This is a genomic window from Planobispora rosea, from assembly GCF_014648175.1.
GTDB lineage: Bacteria > Actinomycetota > Actinomycetes > Streptosporangiales > Streptosporangiaceae > Planobispora > Planobispora rosea.
In genome coordinates this window covers 17,371-36,693 of the sequence record NZ_BMQP01000045.1, presented here as the reverse complement: position 1 = coordinate 36,693, position 19,323 = coordinate 17,371, and the positions used below count along the sequence as shown (strand labels likewise).

The 19,323-nt window shown below is 68.5% G+C and carries 13 protein-coding genes; 5 read left to right on the top strand and 8 right to left on the bottom strand.

The window, feature by feature from the left end; genetic code table 11:
* Nucleotides 1-66 precede the first annotated feature (66 nt).
* Genes IEZ08_RS32055 through IEZ08_RS32030 form a run of 6 tightly spaced genes read right to left on the bottom strand, consistent with a single transcriptional unit; the run spans nucleotide 67 to nucleotide 10,689 of the window.
* A complete protein-coding gene (locus IEZ08_RS32055) occupies nucleotides 67-3,270 on the bottom strand; it encodes a type I restriction endonuclease subunit R (RefSeq protein WP_189243591.1) in 3,204 nt (1,067 codons plus the stop codon).
* Nucleotides 3,271-3,278: 8 nt separating this feature from the next.
* Nucleotides 3,279-3,881: a DUF4276 family protein gene (locus IEZ08_RS32050; RefSeq protein ID WP_189243590.1), complete on the bottom strand. Its 603-nt coding sequence runs from the start codon at nucleotides 3,879-3,881 to the stop codon at nucleotides 3,279-3,281.
* 5 nt (nucleotides 3,882-3,886) lie between these two features.
* Nucleotides 3,887-5,158 carry an AAA family ATPase gene (locus tag IEZ08_RS32045; protein WP_189243589.1) on the bottom strand — a complete coding sequence of 424 codons (1,272 nt, stop codon included), beginning with the start codon at nucleotides 5,156-5,158 and terminating at the stop codon, nucleotides 3,887-3,889.
* Nucleotides 5,155-6,405, bottom strand: a complete 1,251-nt coding sequence (locus IEZ08_RS32040; RefSeq protein ID WP_203863577.1) for a restriction endonuclease subunit S — start codon at nucleotides 6,403-6,405, stop codon at nucleotides 5,155-5,157. The genes IEZ08_RS32045 and IEZ08_RS32040 overlap by 4 nt, the downstream gene beginning before the upstream one ends.
* Entirely contained in the window at nucleotides 6,405-8,441 is a 2,037-nt protein-coding gene (locus tag IEZ08_RS32035) for a type I restriction-modification system subunit M (protein ID WP_189243587.1), read from the bottom strand. Before IEZ08_RS32035 ends, IEZ08_RS32040 begins: the two co-directional genes overlap by 1 nt.
* A gap of 58 nt (nucleotides 8,442-8,499) precedes the next feature.
* A complete protein-coding gene (locus IEZ08_RS32030) occupies nucleotides 8,500-10,689 on the bottom strand; it encodes an N-6 DNA methylase (RefSeq protein ID WP_189243586.1) in 2,190 nt (729 codons plus the stop codon).
* Between the two features lie 233 nt (nucleotides 10,690-10,922).
* Between IEZ08_RS32030 and IEZ08_RS32025 the strand changes: the two genes are divergently transcribed.
* A complete protein-coding gene (locus IEZ08_RS32025; RefSeq protein ID WP_189243585.1) occupies nucleotides 10,923-12,557 on the top strand; it encodes a DUF6119 family protein in 1,635 nt (544 codons plus the stop codon).
* A gap of 222 nt (nucleotides 12,558-12,779) precedes the next feature.
* The gene (locus IEZ08_RS32020; protein ID WP_189243584.1) at nucleotides 12,780-15,845 is read left to right on the top strand and encodes an AAA domain-containing protein; all 3,066 of its coding nucleotides are present in this window, start codon (nucleotides 12,780-12,782) and stop codon (nucleotides 15,843-15,845) included.
* Between the two features lie 60 nt (nucleotides 15,846-15,905).
* Here the strand turns inward: IEZ08_RS32020 and IEZ08_RS32015 are convergent, their stop codons facing one another.
* Nucleotides 15,906-16,457 (bottom strand): flavoprotein, encoded by a 552-nt coding sequence (locus IEZ08_RS32015; protein WP_189243583.1) that lies wholly within the window; start codon nucleotides 16,455-16,457, stop codon nucleotides 15,906-15,908.
* Between the two features lie 112 nt (nucleotides 16,458-16,569).
* Between IEZ08_RS32015 and IEZ08_RS32010 the strand changes: the two genes are divergently transcribed.
* The 3 genes from IEZ08_RS32010 (at nucleotide 16,570) to IEZ08_RS32000 (ending at nucleotide 18,665) form a co-directional block, all read left to right on the top strand.
* On the top strand, nucleotides 16,570-17,820 hold the full coding sequence (locus IEZ08_RS32010; RefSeq protein ID WP_189243582.1) for a helix-turn-helix domain-containing protein: 1,251 nt from the start codon (nucleotides 16,570-16,572) through the stop codon (nucleotides 17,818-17,820).
* Between the two features lie 56 nt (nucleotides 17,821-17,876).
* Nucleotides 17,877-18,179 carry a hypothetical protein gene (locus tag IEZ08_RS32005; RefSeq protein WP_189243581.1) on the top strand — a complete coding sequence of 101 codons (303 nt, stop codon included), beginning with the start codon at nucleotides 17,877-17,879 and terminating at the stop codon, nucleotides 18,177-18,179.
* A gap of 198 nt (nucleotides 18,180-18,377) precedes the next feature.
* Nucleotides 18,378-18,665, top strand: coding sequence for a hypothetical protein (locus tag IEZ08_RS32000; RefSeq protein WP_203863579.1), 288 nt, complete (start codon nucleotides 18,378-18,380; stop codon nucleotides 18,663-18,665).
* A gap of 56 nt (nucleotides 18,666-18,721) precedes the next feature.
* Here the strand turns inward: IEZ08_RS32000 and IEZ08_RS31995 are convergent, their stop codons facing one another.
* The gene (locus IEZ08_RS31995; RefSeq protein WP_189243579.1) at nucleotides 18,722-18,871 is read right to left on the bottom strand and encodes a hypothetical protein; all 150 of its coding nucleotides are present in this window, start codon (nucleotides 18,869-18,871) and stop codon (nucleotides 18,722-18,724) included.
* Between the last annotated feature and the right edge of the window lie 452 nt (nucleotides 18,872-19,323).

Below are 19,323 nucleotides of genomic sequence, written 5' to 3'. Positions count from 1 at the left end.
CGTCCGCCGTCCAGGGAACCACTCATCACCGCTGGTCCCCCACCCTCACGGGAGCAGCGGCGCATGTCACCTGACGTCGTCCCCGATCCCCTGCTGGCGGCGGATGAGATTCCACGCGGCACTGCGGGCGCTGCGGTTGAGCGAACTGCGGAAGTCCGGATCCGGGCCGAAGTACTTGCGTCCCAGGTCCGCGATGGTGTCGAAGTGCTCCATCATTTTCTCCTCGAAGACCCGGTCGAAGACGAAGCCGAAGTTCTCCTCGTCGGCGTTGGCGACGGCCGCGAGCTGGACCTTCTCATTCTTGATCGTCTCCTCGAAGGGCTTGATCAGGTCCTGTTCGGTGAACTCCGTACCGAACCGCTCGTTGAACCTCTCGACCAGCTCGGAGAGCGGCGTCTTCTCCACTTCCCTGCCGCCGCCGCGCCCGTCGCCGAACCCCCTCAGCGTCTCCGGGCCTTCCGCGGTGAGGCTGACATCGTGCTCGCCGGTCTTCTCGACGCGCAGATGTGTGAGGTCGATCTCGCCGATGTCCACGCTGCCGTCGTCACGCCGTTCCAGGCGGTTCAGCAGGTGCCGCCCGAACAGGTGGAGGCGCTCGAGCTCCTCGTCGCTGTAGGGCACGATCTGGGAGAGGAAGGCATACTTACGGACGTAGTCATTCAGATCGGCCCGGAATTCCTCCGCGGACTCGCGTTCGTCCTCGTCCTCGCTGTGCAGCAGGGCGGAGAATCTCTCGCAGGCGGGCGCGAGGAGCCGGTACAGCTCCGCATGGAGCTTGATCCACTTCCCCTGGTCACCTGCGGCCTTCTCCTCCGCGGCGAGGTATGCGGCGGCGAAGGCCTGCATCTCCGCCTCGACCAGGATCGGTACGGACATCACCCTGGCCTGGGCGGTGTACAGCAGGTTGGGGTCGGTGGGGAAGGCCTGCGCCTCCTCGAAGTACGGCCGGAAGGCATCCTGGATGTCCTCGGCGTCGTTGACGAAGTCGAGTACGGCCAGGTCGCTCTGGGACTTGATGTCCATGGTTCGGTTCAGCCGTGACAGCGTCTGGACCGCGTTGATCCCGGTGAGCTTCTTGTTGACGTACATCGTGGTCAGCAGCGGCTGGTCGAAGCCCGTCTGGTACTTCTCGGCGACCACGAGGATCCGGTACTCGGGCTGCCCCGGCCCGCCCGGCTGCACGGACTTGTCGTCGGCGCGCGTGTAGGCGAACGCCTTCGGCAACGCCGGCTCCGGCAGGCCGCCGTTCTCCTTGGACTCGCTCGTCTCCTCGCCGTCGTAAACGAGCGTCCCGGAGAACGCCACCAGCACCCCGATGCCCTGGTATCCGCGGTCACCGATGTAGCGCTTGATGGAGCGGGCCATCTGCACGGCGCTGTGCCGGGAGGCGGTCACCACCATCGCCTTGGCCCGGCCGCCGAGCCGGCCGGCGGTATGGGCCTGGAAGTGCTCCACGATCACCTGCGCGTGCTGCGCCACGGTCGATTCGTGGGTGAGCGCGTACCGGGCGAGCAGCGGGTTCGCTTTGACTGGGTCGACCTCCCGCTCCTCCGGGTTGTTGTTGACCAGCTTCCAGTACGTGTTGTAGGTGATGTAGTTCGCGAGCGGGTCGAGGATGAAGCCCTCCTCGATGGCCTGGCGCATCGCGTAGGTGTGGAACGGCCGGTAGACCCCGTCCTCGCCGAGCGTGCCGAACAGTTCCAGCGTCTTGGCTTTGGGCGTCGCGGTGAACGCGAAGTACGACAGGTTGGCGCTCATCCCGCGCCGGGCCGCCCTCTCCTTGAGCTTGGCGTCGGTGTCCTCGCTCTTTCCGTCCGGTACGGCGGGCGCCGCGGGGAGGCTGGTCGCGCCCGCCTCGTCGCTGTCGGAGTCCAGGCCCAGGTCGCGCAGCGCGTCGCGGACCGCGGTGGCCGCGTCCCCGGACTGCGAGGAGTGCGCCTCGTCCACGATGATCGCGAACCTGCGGCCCTTGATCTCGATCGGCGTGCGCCGTAGATAGTCCAGGAGAGCGGGGAAGGTCTGCAGCGTCACCGTGATGATCTTCCCGGTCTCCCGGGACAGGGCGGCGGCGAGCTGCTCGGACTTGGCGCCCCGCTTCTCGTCGATCGCCACGACGAGTCCGGCCGTCTGCTCGAAGCTGCCGACCGTGTCGCGGAGCTGGGCGTCCAGGTTCCGCCGGTCGGTGATGATGAGGATCTTGTCGAACACCGGCTCCCCGGGCTTGAGGCCCTTTGCCACGGCCTCGGGGTCGAGGAGCGCGGGATCGGTGGGGGTGTGCAGGGACGAGAGCCGGTAGCCGAGCCAGGCGATCGTGTTCGACTTGCCCGAGCCGGCCGACGCCATGACGAGGTAGTTGTGCCCGGCGCCGTGGCGGGCGACGTGGTCGGTCAGGGATCGCACGACGTGCCACTGGTGGTAGCGGGGGAAGATGATCCGCTTGGTGGTCCGCCCGTCTGGCCCCTTCTCCTTGTGCAGGTGGACGTAGCGCTCCAGCAGGTCGAGCCAGTTGTCCGGCTGCCAGATCTCCTCCCACAGATAGGAGGTGGCGTATGTTCCGGACTTCACGGCCTTCGGGTTCCCCTTGCCACCCGGCCTGCCCGGCCCTTCCGATCCCTGGTTGAACGGCAGGAAGACGGTCTTGTCCCCGCGCAGCCGCGTGGCGACGAAGACCAGGTCGGGGTCGACCGCGAAGTTCGCCACCGCCCGCCGCGAGAAGATCGGCTCCGTGGGGTCGCGGTCGGTCCGGTACTGCTTCTTTGCGTCCTCCACCCCCTGGCCGGTGAGCGGGTTCTTCAGCTCCGCGGTCGCCACCGGGATGCCGTTGAGGAACAGCGCAAGGTCGAGCCGGTTGCCCTTGTCCTTCTGCTTGGCCGCGTACTCCAGCTCGCGGACCACGGTCAGCCGGTTCTTGCGGTAGTCGCTCAGGATCTCCTCGGACGTCACCAGCGACGGTTTGAAGTACGCCACCCGGAGCCGCACCCCGCGGTCCTTGACGCCCTTGCGCAGCACCTCGAGGAGGCCGTCAGCGGCGATCGCCTGGTCGAGCCGCCTGGCGAAGCCCTGCTGCGCGGCCTCGACATCGCCGCCGTAGGCGGTGACCAGATCGTGCCAGTCGTCGGCCTGGGTGTCGCCGATGAACGTGAACAGCTCAGCCGTGTCCAGCCCGAGGTCGGGCCGGTAGTCGGAGCTCAGGCCGAGCCGCCAGCCACTGGCGCGCATCGAGGAGACGATCGCGTCGCCGAACGCCGACTCGTGGTGGATGGGACTCATGGGGGGATCTACCTCTTCCCGGTGATCAGATACTCGACGTCACGCCAGAACTTGTCGAACGACGGCGCGTTCGCCCGCGCCAGGTGCAGGTCGAAGACGGCCGCCAGGCCGGCCTGGTGCTTGCGCGGGTCGTAGGGGCGACCGTCCGTCCGGTGCCTGGTCAGCCACTCCTTGCATCCCCGCGGCTTCTCGGGGTCGGGCGGCGTCTGAAGGTCGGCGGCGAGTCCCCGCCGTCCGCCGAGCGAGGGGGCCGCGGCCAGGAACCACGCCTCGAACTCCCTGTTCGCCAGCACGACCGCGGACGGCACATCGGGTCTAGCCGCTTGGGCCCTGGCCAGGAGGCCGGGGCCCAGCTCAGCCGGGCAGTCATCGTCGGCGTCGAGCAGGACGAGAACGCCGGTCACGCCCTCGACGCCGACGACGAGCCGGTCGAGGGCCGACTCGATCCCGTGCGCGGCCAGCAGCGAGTCCCGGCCGACCCGGTGGGGTGCGGGGACGTCCACCCACAGATGCGGGGCGACCTCGGCGGCGATCCTGCGCAGCAGCACGGGCAGGGCCTCGACCTCACCGTGCCCTTCCACGAGGGTGGCGATGCGGACAGGGCTCCCCACAGCGCTCACACCTCCCGCTCGGCGGGGTTCGCCGGACGCAGCTGCCCCTGCCGGTGCATCTCGGGTAGTTGCGACGGGCGCTCGATCAGATGGCGCTGCGTGTAGTCGCTCAGCTCCCCGATGCGCGTCACCCCGTCCACCATCTCCACAATCCGTAGCTGGGACGGGTGGGCCTCCTCGGTGTCCAGGAGGTCCGAACTCTGCGTCGTCACGATCACCTGGGTCCGTTCGGACGCCTCCTTGAGCGCCGCGAGGAGCACACCGACGTGGGAGGGGTGGATCGCCTTCTCCGGCTCCTCGATGACGACGAGGGGGACGGCGCCGGTCAGCACATCGGGTTGGTGCAGTACGGCGAGCACCCCCGCGGCCCGGACCGTACCCTCGGAGAGCTGCTCCCGCTGGAACACCTCAACGTGCGGGTCCCCGGCATGGACCGCGTCCTCGGCGACGGCCGTCCAGTACGGCAGGACCGGCTCACCGGTCCAGAACCTGGCCTGGATCGTGGCGTAGTCCCCCTGGAGCCGCCGGTCCACCCCGAGTGAGAGGGGGATCAGCGCCCGCAGGTACTCGTCCAGGGACTCCTTGTACGCGGGGTGGTCCCGCGCCAGGAGGCCGAGCACCTGCCCGAGGTGCTCACCGCGCTCGCCGAGCCGGGACCGCCTGGTCCGGGTCTCGTCCAGGGAGCGCAGGACATCGGGGTCCAGCTCGTAGAAGCGCGCGGCCAGCAGCGAGCGGAGCAGGACCTCGTAGGGGGCCAGGCGGCCCACGATCGGCAGCAGCAGCTCCTCCGGCCCGAGCCGCGCGCCCGGGATCCCACCGCGGACCACCCGCTGCCCATCGCCATCCAGATCCGCGGTGAAGGAGACCTCCTCGCCGGGGAGCCACAGGGTGCAGGCCTCCCGGAGCACGAGGTGGGAGTGCTCCCCCGCCGGATCACGGCCGATCTCCACCTCATAGGAGGCGGTCCCGCCCGCCTCGCCGAGCGACAGCTCCAGGGCGATGGCGAACGACGTCGCCGCCCGCCCGCCCGCCGCGGGGCGGGCTCGCGTCAGCACGGAGTCCAGGCCGCCGCGGTCCGCCAGGGCCTGCCCCACGGAGTGCGCGGCGGCGTCGCGCACGAAGCGCAGCGCGTCGACGACGTTCGACTTGCCCGCCGCGTTGAACCCGGCCAGCACGGTCAACGGCCCCAGCCGGACGTCGCAGTCGGCGAGGGAGCGGAACCCCTTCACCCGGACCCGGGAGACGAACGGCGATGCCTGCTCAGGCGTGTCGGTCATGGCACCTCGATCCCCCGGCCACTGGCGGACGACACGTCGAACTGCCCGGTGACGGCCGCCGTGATGAGGGCCTGTCGGCGCTCGGCCATAAGCTTCGAAAATCTGTCCGCCGCATCGCGAAGACGATCGAGATTCTGCTTATCGGAATCAAGGCCTTTCCTCACCGCAACCTGCACCTCAACAGGAGGGAGAGCTATAGGGAACGACTTCAGGACGTCGTTGTTGATAATGCGGATCCTTGAGTACTGAGCCCAAGCCCTGATTTCCTCATAGGCCGCCCATAGCTGCCACGCGATGAACCTCCCGTCCACCGACTCCGCTGGATGGAGAGCTGTAAGCTGCTGATTTCCGGTAGCCCGATGATCAAGGTAGCCGACCTTGCCGAGCGACTCGCCTATGCCGACCACCAAGATGCTCCCGGGGAGGAAAACAGGGATCCCGCCCGTCTCGGCGACATCAGCCGCCTTGTCGGCACGTCCGACAGACATGAACTCATTCAAGGCGGCGGGTGTATACCAGGGCATCACTCCCCCCTCCACCACGTCGCCGGAATCGTTTTCCCGCAAGCCTGCTGGCGTGCTGCCCGTCTGCACAGAACGCACAGCCCGCCTGAGCGGAACCCTGCCCCATGAACCCGGAGATGTCCCCTGCCGCACTGCGACACGGCCTGTGGTCTCAGCGGCGCGCCCCATCAGCGCTTCCACAAGAAGATCTTTCTGCCTAGCCCTCAAGAAGACCAGCCTGTCGATACGGGCCGTCTCGGCATCGAGGAAGTCAGCGATGCGCCGCTGCTCCTCCAATGGAGGTAGACGCACTGGCAGGTTACGCAGGAAGTCGTCAGGAACACGTTGCTGGCCTGCAACGCCATACATCTCCGACTTTCCGATTTTAAGGAAGCTGTGGGTGTTTACCGCGTAGAAGAGGAATCGAGGATCGATACGCGGACTTGGCCTGAGCACATGAAGCTCTGTCGTTCCGGCTCCAACCCCCGAGTGAAGGCCATTGATCAGTACAGCTCTCCCCGCCTCAAACGTTGGCGTGATCTTTGGAACAAGGATGTCACCATCCTGAAACCGCGTGTACCCAGTAACAACCTCCGCCTTGGTTCGACGGCGCGATATATCCAGCCTTTCCCCTGGCCATACCGCTTCCATCGGAAGGAAAGTGAGTTCCTCTTGATCAGCGAGACGCTCAAAAGCAGGCGTCGGCGGATTAACTGCCGCAAGATGTCGCAGTCGCACGGTCATCACTCCGTCACCTCCCCCAGCAGCGCCTGGATCTCGGCCTCCAGGGCCTTGAGCTCCTTGTCGATCTCCGCCAGCGGGCGCGGCGGCTTGTACACGTAGAAGTGACGGGTGAAGGGGATCTCGTAACCCACCTTGGTCTTGCCGTGGTCGATCCAGGCGTCGGGCACGTGCGGCAGCACCTCGCGCCGGAGATACTCCTCCACGTCCTCGTCCAGCGGGACGTTCTCGTAGTCGCGCAGCTCCGGGTCGGGCTCGGGCTCGCCCTTCTTCAGCTGCACCTCGCCCTCCGGGTCGCGCACGCCGATGACGTCGCGGAGCGCGGTGAGGAAGGGCTGCGTGGACGGCCAGAGGATGCCGGCCGAGGCCATCGCCTCGCGCACCCCGGCGAAAGCGGCGAGCTTCCCCTCCCAGCTCTGCCCGACGAGCGGCTTGATCGCCTCCGTCATCGCGGCCGCGTCCACCTGCTTGGCCAGGGCCTTCGACGCCAGGATCGCGTCCAACGTCGCCTCGGTCACCTCGAAGCGGAGCTTGAGCGGGCGCTCCACGGTGATCCGGCGGTAGCCGAAGTCCTCGTTGGCGAAGACCTTCACCTTGCCGTGCAGCGGGTGCCCGGGGTCGGCGGCGGCGTGCAGGGCCTCGCCGTACAGCCGGGTCAGCTCGGCGATGTGCTCCTTGGTGAGGTACTTGCGCTTGTCGCCGAGCGACTTGCGCATCTTCGCCCAGTGCTCCCGGCCGTCCAGCAGCACAACCTTGCCTCGGTGGCCCTTGTCCTTGCGGTTGGTGAGGATCCAGAAGTAGGTGGAGATGCCGGTGTTGTAGAAGAGCTGGTCGGGCAGGGCCACGATGCCCTCCAGCCAGTCGTTCTCCAGGATCCACCGGCGGATCTCCGACTCGCCGGACCCGGCGGCGCCGGTGAACAGCGGGGAGCCGTTGAAGACGATGGCGATGCGGCTGCCGCCCTTCTCCACCGGCTTCATCTTGGAGATCATGTGCTGGAGGAAGAGCAGCGAGCCGTCGTTGATACGGGGCAGGCCGGCGCCGAAGCGGCCGCTCGTCCCCTCCTTCTCGTGCTCGCGCTCCACGACGTCCTTGACCTTCTTCCACTCCACCCCGAACGGCGGATTGGCGAGCAGGTAGTCGAAGGTCTTGCCGCGGTGCCCGTCCTCGCTGAACGAGTTGCCGAACTTGATGTTCTCCGGATCGTGCCCCTTGATCATCAAGTCGGAACGGCAGATGGCCCAGGACTCGGGGTTGAGTTCCTGACCGAAGGCCTCGACGGTGGCGTCGGGGTTCAGGGCGCGGATGTGCTCCTCGGCCGCGGTCAGCATGCCGCCGGTGCCGCAGGCGGGGTCCAGCACCGTACGGGAGACGCCGGGAACGGTCAGCACGTCGTCGTCGGGGGCGAGCAGCAGGTTGACCATCAGCTCGATGACCTCGCGGGGGGTGAAGTGCTCACCGGCGGTCTCGTTGGACTGCTCCGCGAACCGCCGGATCAGCTCCTCGAAGACGTAGCCCATGTCGTGGTTCGAGACCACGACCACCGGCTTGCCGTCCTCGCCGATGACCACCTCGCCGTCGACGTCCCGCCGCACCGGGCGCAGGTCCAGGTCCGCGAACCGTCCCACCACCTGGTAGAGCAGGTCGGCCGCGTCGAGCCGCCTGATCTGCTGGGCGAACTCGTACTTCTCCATGACCTCCTGGGCGTTCGGGGAGAACGCGCCGATGTAGGCGCTCAGGTGCTTGGCCGCATGCTCCGGGTCGCCCGCGATCTTCTTGAGCGTGTACTCGCTGGTGTTGTAGAAGCTGTGCCCCGAGGCCTTCGTCAGCCAGAGAACCGGGTCGAGGCCCAGTTCCTCCACCCTCTTGTTCTCGGCCAGGACCTTGGCTCGCGTGGGCGCCAGGACACATTCGAGACGGCGCAGCACCGTGAGCGGCAGGATGACCTTGCCGTAGTCGGACTGCTTGTAGTCGCCGCGCAACAGGTCCGCGACCGACCAGGCGTGGTTCGCGAGTTCGGCGACCTTGCTGTGGTTCACCGGTTTCCTTTCCGTCATTACTTCAGGGTTCGAATGCCGAGACGGGGTGTCGCCCGGGTCAGTCGCCGGGCGGGAGCAGGGACCCGCTGGTGAGTCCGATGCCGAGCTGCCGCGAGGTCTCCTCCGCCAGCCGTACGGCCAGGTTCGCGGCCCTCCGCATCGCGGTCAGTCTGCGGAACGCCCGGCCGTACCGCCGTTGCTCCTCCAGGGGGAGCAGCGGCACCCGTAGTCGCCGGGCGTCGACGCGCACGACCGTGCTGCCGGTGGCCGTGCTGTGCAGGTTCTCCTCGGCGGCCAGGAAGCCGGCGAGGAACCAGGGGTCGAGCCGGTCGAGATCGGGCCGGAAGAGATAGAGGTGCGGGCCGAGAAGCGCTCCCACGTCCCGGTCGTCGACCACCCGGGCCGTTCCCGCGCCTCCGTGCAGCATCTCCGGGAGCACGACGTCGCCGCGCTGGAGCTCCAGCAACTCGGTGAGGGCGCTCTCCTCTGCGCTGCCCGATGCCGTCCGGTCCGCGACGACGTCTCCCGCTGTCAGGACGCGGCGGCCATCGCCGTCCGGCGGCACGACCGGCTCCGTGAGCCGTCTTCCCCGTGATGCCCCTGTCACTCGGTGGAGCCCGATGGCTCCGCCGCGCATGAGGTCGGCGACGGTCGCCGTGCGCCACGTCGCGGCCTTCGCACCGCCGGGTTTCCACTCCTCACCACCGCTCACCGCGACGAGCGCGTCGGCCGCGCGGCGCAGCCGCATGCGTGTGGCGCGTGCCGACTCGGCTTGCTGGTCCGGTGCGACCGCAGGAGGCGCGGTGCGGACGTGGCGACTCGGGGTGAGGTCGACGCCTTCGTCGATCAGTTCCAGGGCGGGCACGGCACGGGCGACGCCGGGAACCGTCTCGAAGTCCTCAGGCGCCTCCTCGTACCGTCGCCAGTGTTGGAGGATGGTCCGGCGGAAGTCGTGCGGGGACTCCTTCCACGTGAGTACACGGATCTCTCCCTTACCCAACGCGCTCCTCGCCAGTTCCGCGAGGACCGCCTGTGTCTTCCCGGAGCCGGTGGTGAGCCGCAGCGTGCCGGGCAGATCATCCTGCGCCGTGTCGACGAAGAGCACCGGTGGGACGTCCGCCCTGTCGTCGGCGGGCCGCCGGAGGATCCACAGGTGGAGGCCGACGTGCTGGGGCGGCGCGGCTCCGGGCGGCAGGGACGCGATCGCGCGCAGTGCGCCACGCCGTACGAGCTCGGCGCGGATCTTCCGTCCTCCGGACCGCTCGGCGACCGCGGGAGGCAGCAGTATGACCGCCGGCCCGCCCGGCTCCAGGTGGGCCAGGCAGTGCTGGACCCAGGCCAGCTCCGACTCCCCCTTGGGGGGCACGCCGTACTCCCACCGGGCGTCGTAGCCCAGCTCGTCATGCCCCCAGTCCCGGTCCGCGTACGGCGGGTTGCACAGCACGGCCTCCGCGGCCAGCCCGGGGAAGGCGTCCTCCCGGAGGGAGTCGCCCGCCCGGATCCGGACCTCGGATCCGGGGACGAGCGCACCGACGCGGACGGCCGCCTGATCGGCCTGGACCGGGGAGACGTCCTGCCCGATGAGGCTCGCGGAGCCCTGTCGTCCTGCCGCGATCAGCAATCCTCCGGAGCCGCAGGCAGGGTCGTAGACGCTCGCCGGATAGGTCGTCCCTTCGAGGAGCACGGCCATCAGGTCGGCCACCACCTCAGGCGTGCCGTACACGCCGCGTGCGGTGCCGTCAGCGGACTGCCGCTCGTGCAGCACGTCCAGCGTCTCCGCGATTCCGCTCGCGTTCACGGCCCGCAGGACGGTTTTCAACGCCGGGACGGCCGACGCCGTGAGCCCGTCCCGGCGGGCGTGCGGCAACAGACCGACTCGCTCCTCCAACGGACCCTGTATCCGGGCAAGGAACTCCTCGTCCGAGAGTCCGATCAGCTTCCGGCGTGCGGCGCCGTCCATCCGCGCGACGGCGAGAAGAAAAGCGGACAGGTGGTCGGCGGTCACCTCACGGGGAAGCCCGCGCAGCTCCGCGCGGAGCTCGTCCATTGGCGACCGTTCCGGAAGCTGCCCGCGGGCCGCCAGCCACGCCTCGACCGCTACCCGGTCATAGGTGGGGTTCGCCTCCGTGCCCCCGCTCGGCAGCGGGAAGTCCGCGTGACGGCGCCGCCAGTTGCTGACCGTCGCCCGCGTGACTCCCGCGAGACGGGATATCCCGGCAGCTGTCAGCTGCTCAGGCTGCTGAGACACCACTCACCTGCCAAGACTCGAACGGATCGTCGACACGCTTCACTGTACACACATTGCGAACAATGTAAAACTGATTGACAATGCTTTCACTCCATGGTCTTCTTTAGATGCTTTCAGCGTCGCAAGTCTAGCGACGCCAGCAGTCGCACGTGGTTCGAATCCGCACCATCCATCCCGCCGTTCCCCTCGGTCGTGCCTGGAGACACGGCCCGCTTCCCTGTGGAGAACCGGACATGGCTGACACCCGCGTTGTCACGCTGTACCACCTGCTCGACGTCGAGCCCACCCTCGCCGGACTGTTCTGCGCGCTCGACGGAGAGCGCCTCGACGAGCTGGAGTTCGCTCCGCTCTTCCCCGAGTTCCCCGGAGCCGTCGCCTACCTCGTGCGCGGCCACTTCACGATCCCCAAGGTCGGCTGGTCCGGCGACCTGTCCCAGCTCGTCGGAGAGGACCTGTCGCTCGACGATAGGAAGGCCGCCGCGCTGCTCCTCATCGCCGTCGACGACAAGGTCTTCGCCATCGGCTTCGGCCAGGGCTTCCGGCTCGTCCCCGACGACCTGAAGGACCCCGACTTCGGGCTCCGGTTCGCCGTCCGCGCGGTCGACCCCGACTGCGTCCGCGACATCGTCCGCCGGTCGATGACCCGCCGGGGCCGCCAGGACTCCACCGTGGTCCCCTCCGGCCTGCCCATCGGCAGCATCGGCGTCCGGCAGCACGCCGAGATCGTGCGGCGGCTCGGCGGCGAACTGCACACGGACATCCTGGGGCTGGAGGACGGGGCCTCCGTCTTCGTCGACGGCTCCGCCGGTCTGCGGCTCCCCATCCCCCTGGACGACGTCAAGCTCGTCGCGCTCCTCAAGCAGATCACCAAGGTCTGCGCGGCCAACGTCCACCCGAGTTTCGCCTTCATCGAGGCGATCAAGGCGGTACGGGACGCCTCGCTCATCAGCCGTCTGGACGCCCTGCTCGACAAGGGGCTCCGCGGCGAGGTCGACGCACCCTTCGACCTCGCCGTGCCCGTCGACCTCGTCCCCAAGCTCGCCGAAACCGCCTCGTACAACATCAGGATCGGCCCCGTGTGGATGAGGAACAGGCGGAGCCTGGAGATGGAGGACATCCTGAGTCGCTGCCGCGTCCTGCACAGCAGCACGCCGACGGCGGCGCTGCGCGAGGGCCGCATCGAACTGTCCGGCGACTGCGGCGGGACCGGCTCCCTCGGCGGGGCCCCCGCCATCTGCTGGCTGGAGACCGAGCTCACCATCGGTGCCCACCACTACTTCCTGATCGACGGGGAGTGGCACGAGACCGGCCTGGAGTACCTCGACTCCATCCGCAGGCAGGTCACCGAGCTGATCAGCACGGACTCCCCGACGGTCCTGCCGCCGTGGAGGAAGGGTGAGCACGAGGCCGCCTACAACCTGCGGGTCCAGCACGAGCTCGGCCGCGCGAACTACCTGTGCCTGGACCGCAAGTACGTGCGGACCACTCTCCACCGGGGAAACGGGTTCGAGGCCTGTGACCACTACGGCCCGGAAGGCCGGCTCGTCTGCGTCAAGCCCGCCCAGGACTCCCCTCCGCTGAGCCACCTGTTCAACCAGGCCCTTGTCGCGGTCGAGGCACTGGTCAACCAGCCCGAAGCCAGGGCACGGTTCCGGGAGGTCGTCGCCGAGGTGAGCGAGGGGACCCGGAACGTCCCTCTCGACTACCGGCCCAGGAAGGTGGTCTTCGCGATCCACCTCAAGACCGGACGGACGCTGACTCCCGAGACGCTCTTTCCCTTCGCGCAGGTCGCGCTCGTCAACATGGCCACGACGCTGAAGTCCCTCTACGACGTGGACGTCGAGGTCGTCGGCATCCCCGCCGAATGACCCCGTCGTGACCCAGGCGGCCGGAAGCCGCCTGGGTCGGCCGTCCCTGCACGGGCTTGCCGTACGGCGGCGTCGTCTGCGCGTGGAGACGACGCCGCCCCGGCGCAGAGACACCGACGACCTCTCCCCGCCGCCGGAACGGCGATGGCACCATCCAGCCCTTGTCCGGCAGAGCCGAGTTTCCGATCATCGGCATGCCGGTCTCCTCACCCCCGAGGGAGCATGATGACAGGAACACAGCAGAGACCCTTCCCCGTCGACGACCTCCTTCGGGCCGTGCGGCTGGAGATCGCGGCCGAACTCCGCAGCGACGGTGACGGGGAGAAGATCCCCCTGACCGCCGGACGGAGGAACGGAAGCGACGGGGAGGTCCACGAGTACCTGTTCTCCTGCCAGAAGTGGAAGGACACGTTCTCCGGGGAGAAACTGCTCGTCCGGCTGTCACGCTCCCGCGCTCCGTGGGCGAGGGCCGAGGCCGCGCGAATGCACGACGGCAAGATCCTGGTCCGCACCGCGGCCGATCTGGGCACCCGGCCCGACAACGCCCAGTTGCGGATGGACGAGTCGGCGGGCCTGGAGACCCTCGTGGAGCGGCTGGAGTCCGCCGGCGAGGCCGACGGCCCGGTCAACCTCACCACTGCGGGCTGGCTGCTGGGTCAGGGACGGCCGCGTATCGACCGCTGCACCACCCCCGAACGCTTCGTCCACGGGTATCACGAACGTCCGTTCAATCCCCGACAGCGACAGGCGATCGAGCAGGCCCTCGGCAGCGACCTCACCTTCATCTGGGGGCCGCCGGGGACCGGGAAGACCGACGTCGTCGCCTCCATCGTCGAGGGCTGCTACCGGCAGGGAATGCGGGTCCTCTTCGTCGCCCCGACCAAGGTCGCCGTGGACCAGGCACTGGAGCGGATCTGCGACCTGCTCTCGGACGAGGAGGACTTCGACGCGGGACTCGTGCAGCGCGCCGGAGACATCGAGCTCGCCTCCCTGGCCGGCAGATTCGGTGACCAGATCAACGCCGGGCGGATCGCCGCCCGGCTCGCCGCCGCCACCGCCGCGCAGATCACCAGGACACGCGAGATGCTGGACGCGGCACGGCAGGACCTCGCGCTCCACTCCGAGGCCGGACGTCTCGCGGACGAACTCCGGGACCTGCGGGCACGACACGACGAGGCCGCACGGCACAGCACCGTCCTGCACCGCCGGACCCAGGACGGCCGAACCTCCATCGCCGAGATCGAGCAGCAGATCCGGGACATCGGCATCCCGTCCGGACTCCGCGCCAAGAGGAAACAGGCCAGGCTCGATGCCCTCGACCGTGAGCACCAGGCGCTCCGGAACGCCGTCGCCACACTCGATCAGCAGTTACGAGCCGCGCTGGCCGCTCAGCAGCACCTCGCGGCCGAGACCGCCAGGCTCGAGCCGGAACTGGCCATCCTCCGCGCCCGGCTGAAGGAGATCCCCGCCGCCGCTCCCCTACGGGACGCCGTCGAGCGCCTTCAACAGCAGCTCAGCGCGTTGGAGCAGGAGCAGTCGAAGATCACCGAGGCGGTCCGCGCGAACTGCCGCGTTATGGGCACCACGGTCGCCAAGGCCGTGCAGTCCCGCAAACTGCTCGACTCGGTCGACGCGGTGGTCATCGACGAGGCCGGCATGGTGAACACCCCTTCGGCCTGGTACGCCGCCGGACTCGCCGCACGACGGGTCATCGTCGCCGGGGACTTCCGGCAGCTGCCCGCCGTGACCAAGGCCTCCGGTGACAAGAAAGCATCGCCCGAGGACAGGCAGCACGCCCAACTCTGGATGGACCGCGACGTCTTCGCCACGGCCGGGCTGGTGGACCCTACGGGTTCGGCCCGGCAGGACCGCCGGATGGTCTGCCTGGACACGCAGTACCGCATGCGTCCGTCGATCTGTGAGCTGGTCAACGTCGTCGCCTACCCTGACGCGCCCCTGCGCACCGGACGCGGTGACCGCAGCAGCCTCCCGCACTCACCGCTGATCGACGGTCCGCTGATCCTCGTGGACACCGCTCCGCGCCATGTGCCCGGCCTGTCGGGCCGCCGGAACGGGCACAAGGCCAACGCGGTGCACGAGGCGGTCATCCATGAACTCGTCCGCGGCCTGCAGTACGACGAGGTCCTTCCAGCCCGCAAGTGGACGGATCTACCCTCTGGAGAGGGACCGTCCGACCGGCTGGCCGTGATCGCTCCGTACAAGGACCAGGTGAAGGCGCTCCGCAGCAGCCTGTCCTACCGGTTCGGCGAACAGTACGAGGGCCTGGTGGACACCATCCACCGTTTCCAGGGCAGCCAGCGTCGCCTTGTGGTGATCGACACCGTGGCGGGCGCAGGCGACCGGCTCGGTTACTTCTACGAGGGTGTGGGCCTGTCCTCCTCCACCTGCCGCCTGCTCAACGTCGCCCTCAGCCGGGCGCAGGACCATCTCATCGTCGTCGCCAACACCGAGTTCCTCCACACCAACCTCAGCCCCGGCAGTGAAGCCGCACGTATGCTCAGCCACCTGGAACGCCATGCCCGCATGCTCTCGGTCGACGATCTTGTACCGGTCCGCTGTGCGGCCGACCTGGCGGGGCTGGACGAGGATGAGCTGGCCCGGCCCGCCTTCTTCCCCGCCGACGAGGTGCTCCGCGCCGTTGAATGGGACATCGAACGGGCTCAGCGCAGCATCGAGATCTACTGCGCCTTCCTGGATCCCACCCCCGTCAGCAGATGGCTACGGTGCCTCACTCCGCGCATCAGGGAAGGAATCCAGGTGACCGTCCACACCCGGGACCAGAGCGACGACACGCGCAAGCGGGATCTCGTCCATGAACTAGAGGCGGCCGGTTGCCTAGTCACCGTACGCGAACGCATGCACGAGAAGATCATGATCATTGATGACATCGTGCTGTGGCACGGGTCCCTCAATCTGCTTGCAAACACCGGTCCCACCGACCTGATGATGCGGATCACCGACCCAGCTTCCTGTCAGCGGGTCCGTCACATCGTCGACCGCGCGCGGATGGAACGTCCCGCACGCACCTGGAAGCAGACACCGCCTGGGCCGTCGTCTGAGCCGAGCCCGGTCTCCGACGTCAGAGCGGGCGACGTGCTGGACGGACGACTCTACATATGCGTCCCCTATGGGGAGAATGACGAGTTCAAGCGCGTGGTGCGCGCTGCCAGCATGCGACCTGTCTGGTTCAACGAGAGGAAGCTGTGGCATGTCGATGCCACCATCCCCCGGCACCTGATCCAACGGTGGCTTCCGCCCAGCGGCTGATGACCCGTCAGACGCTCTGTGAGTCTCATGAGCTCGAACTATTCATCGTCGAGTGAATGATCAGCCTCTGCAGGCCGAGCGCATTACCTGGAGCTCCTTGCGGAGGTCCTCCCAGGGGAACGTGGCGGCTCCCGGCTGGCCCGAGTCGGGAGCGGGGAGCCTCTCCGGGTCGAAGACGACCTTCACACCCCACTCCCGGAGCAGGGCCACGCTGTTGCCGAAGGCCGGATGGCGGGCGAGAGCGACGTTGGGCCAGGGCACGGCCACGATCGGCAGCCCCAGCCCGAGCGCCTCGTTCAGCAGCCCGAGAGCGAGGGTGTCGCTGATGCCCTGGGCCCACTTGTTCATCGTGTTGAAGGTGGCCGGGACCACCGCCATCGCATCGGCCGGAGGCAGGACGTCCGGATCCTCAGGGCGCTTGTAGTCGCTGCGCACCGGATACCCGGTCAGTGCTGCGAGCCCGGCGATGTCGAGGAACTTCGTTCCCGAGGGGGTCGCGACCACGCAGACGGTCCAGCCCTCCTGCTGGGCGTGCGTCACGAGGTCAGGAAGTTCCCCCGCCGGCCGGCCTCCGCACGCGATCACATACAGAACCGGCTTGCCGTTCGTCATGTCCCGCCGCGCTCCTCGCTGCACCGATCACCCGTTGCCGTCCTGCAATGGCGCAACGGCGTGATTACTGTGGTTCCACGCGAACCCTACGTCCGAGGCCCGAGGTCGTGCCATGGTGACCCAGCACAACGATGACGGTGAGGCGGACCGGCGCATCGGCCGACGTGTCCGCGCGCTCCGGCTGCGCCACGGGCTGGGCCTGCGGGCCTGCGCCGAGTTGTGCGGGCGCACCGAGGAGTGGCTGCGCCAGGTCGAGCGCAGCGAGCAGCGGCTGGACAAACTCTCCACCCTCGTCACTCTGGCCCGGGTGCTCGGTGTCCGCGACCTCGGTCTCATCGCCGAGGACCGGTTGGGCGGGCTGACCTGCAGTCTGACCGAGGGCGGCCGGGTCCGGCACGAGGCGGTGCCCGCCTTGCGGCAGGTGCTGTCGACCCCGGCCTTCCCCGCCCAGCCGGCCGGTGACCTGTCGGTCGAGGTCGACCGGCTGCGGCGTCGGCTGGCCATGGCGTGGTCGTCCTGGCACCGGTCGGTGCGGCCGTACACGGCGCTGGGCGTCGTGGCTCCCGGGCTGTTGCGCGACGCTTTCAGCGTGCACCGTACGGCGCAGCCGTCCGAGCGGCGGGCGAGCTGGGCGGTCCTGGCCGAGGTGTTCCAGCTGGCCCAGCGGTTCCTGTACTGCGTGGGCGAGCCGGAGCTGGCGGCCCGGGCCGCCGACCGGGCGGTGGTCGCCGCCGAGGAGACCGATGATCCGGTCCTGATCGCGACCTCGGCCTGGACCTCCGCCATGGCGGCCCTGGGCCGCGACCAGGCCGACGAGGCGTGCGAGGTCGCCACCGCCGTGGCGAACCACCTGCGGCCCGCGTGTGAGACGTCCGAGGCGGCGCTGTCGGCGTGGGGTTCCCTGCAGTTGTTCGCGGCGATCGCGTGCGCGAAGAACCGGCAGGCCGCCGATGCCTGGCGGCACTGGGACCTGGCCCATAGTGCGGCATCCTCGCTGGGACCCGCTCATCACAATCCGCTGACGATGTTCGGCGAGGCGAACGTGGCCGTCTACGCCGTGGCCATCGAGGTGGAGACCGGACGGTCGGCGGTGGCGGTCGACCGCGCCAAGGCCATCGATGTCTCCGGCATCCCCTCGTCCAACCGCCGGGCGCAGCATCTCATCAACCTGGCCCGCAGCCAGGTTCACCGCCGTGACCCGGAGCAGGCGCTGGGGTGCCTGCGCCTGTCGGAGCAGCACTCCACCGAGACGATCTTCTTCAGCCCGGTCGCCCGGCAGGCCATCACCGAGCTGATCGAAAAGCAGCGCCGCCCCGCACCGTCCCTGCTCGATCTCGCCGTCCGCGCCCGCGTCATCGCTTAACGACCCCCAAGTGCCGGTTGGGTTCGCCGCCCGGAAGCGGCCGTACGGTCGGCGGCATGAACCGAGAGCTCGTTGACATCCAAGCCGCCCACGAAGCGCTGCAGAGCCTGGCGGCGGAGTTGGAGAAGCGGTGCTTCAGCGTGCGGCTCCGCGCGATCGAGGGCCGCCCGCTGAGCCTCACCGTCACCAACATCGCCGCGCCCGTCCTCACCGAGAGCATCCTGACCGCCCCGGACGACGGCGGTGCGCTCTGGTACTGGTTCCCCTGGCGCGCGCCGATCAGCCGCGTCGACGACGTCACGGCCGCCGCCGACCTCATCGAGCGAGTCCTCGCCGAGGTCGGCCGACCGGCCCTCTGACCGGCACGGCGGCGCGGCTCGCACCAACCCGTAAGCGGCTGCGGGCCCATCCCACACGTCGCCGCGCCTCACCGATCCGACACCCGACGACCTCGTACGGCGCTGCTCGTGGAGGGGAAGGCGCCGTACGACGCGGCGGCATGGCCGAGACGCATCACCATCCCGACCATGCCGCCGCAGCCATCCAAGGAGGCGGACATGACGTTTCCCCCGGGATTTCACGGCATCCATGCCGCCCCGCTCACCACCACCTACGAGCGGATCCGCTGGGTCGTACCCGTGCCCCGGACCGATCGGATCCGGGTGCGCAGCCACACCTGCATCTGCCGGGAGATCCAGTTCGAGCTGTGTGAAGCCGGCGGGCTGGCGTTCATCCGCCGCCTTGCACCCCTTCGGGGCCGCGACGTCGTCCACGAGACGGAGTGGACGGTGACCACACGCGCCGTACGGCTCTGGGAGTCCCTCCTGCGAGGGCAGGCCCGATAAGCCGACTCACCGGGCCTGAAACCGACTCATAGGCCATCGAGACCACCTGACGATATCTACCCAGCCTTGTGGATCATCTTGTAGACACGATCCATCTCCTCGGCCGCCTTGTGTGCCTGCGCGACCTCGGCCACGATACCCGGGTCGGCCAAGAGCCGGTCCAGATGGTCATTGCCGCAGACGAAAGTCCGCTCCGACTCGACCACGGCTTCTCCTCATACGATGTCTCCCGTTTTCGGGAGCATGCTGATCAACTCCCCTCGTCAGGTGCCGATGGTGCGGCCTGCCCGGATGATGGGCTTGAGAGGCAACGGAGAGTCGATTCATGATCCTAGCTGGTGCGGGTCCGGGCAACCCGCGGAAAAGCGATCATCATGAGAGATCAAGTCAAGGACGATCCCGAGTCGCGCAGACAACTCCACGGCAGCGTCATCCAGACGGATCCGGAGTGGCCATAAGCCATCCTGCCGGGGTCTCCGTCCGTCTTGTGGTCGCTGCTGTAATCGATGAGGCTGCTTTGATTGCCTCCCTCGAGATTCCACGTTCCTGCTGGCCAAAGCCTTTTCGGACGATGCCGTGATGGGGCCGACTCGCCCATAGGGCGCCCCTGCCATATGTGCGCGCCGTACAGATCCAGGTCGGGTGTCGTCCCGTCGTG

Bases quoted from the DNA above. Each gene is read 5' to 3' on its own strand.
- IEZ08_RS32055 (WP_189243591.1), bottom strand. From the start codon at position 3,270: ATGAGTCCCATCCACCACGAGTCGGCGTTCGGCGACGCGATCGTCTCC.
- IEZ08_RS32045 (WP_189243589.1), bottom strand. From the start codon at position 5,158: ATGACCGACACGCCTGAGCAGGCATCGCCGTTCGTCTCCCGGGTCCGG.
- IEZ08_RS32040 (WP_203863577.1), bottom strand. From the start codon at position 6,405: ATGACCGTGCGACTGCGACATCTTGCGGCAGTTAATCCGCCGACGCCT.
- IEZ08_RS32025 (WP_189243585.1), top strand. From the start codon at position 10,923: ATGGCTGACACCCGCGTTGTCACGCTGTACCACCTGCTCGACGTCGAG.
- IEZ08_RS32020 (WP_189243584.1), top strand. From the start codon at position 12,780: ATGATGACAGGAACACAGCAGAGACCCTTCCCCGTCGACGACCTCCTT.
- IEZ08_RS32015 (WP_189243583.1), bottom strand. From the start codon at position 16,457: ATGACGAACGGCAAGCCGGTTCTGTATGTGATCGCGTGCGGAGGCCGG.
- IEZ08_RS32010 (WP_189243582.1), top strand. From the start codon at position 16,570: ATGGTGACCCAGCACAACGATGACGGTGAGGCGGACCGGCGCATCGGC.
- IEZ08_RS32005 (WP_189243581.1), top strand. From the start codon at position 17,877: ATGAACCGAGAGCTCGTTGACATCCAAGCCGCCCACGAAGCGCTGCAG.
- IEZ08_RS32000 (WP_203863579.1), top strand. From the start codon at position 18,378: ATGACGTTTCCCCCGGGATTTCACGGCATCCATGCCGCCCCGCTCACC.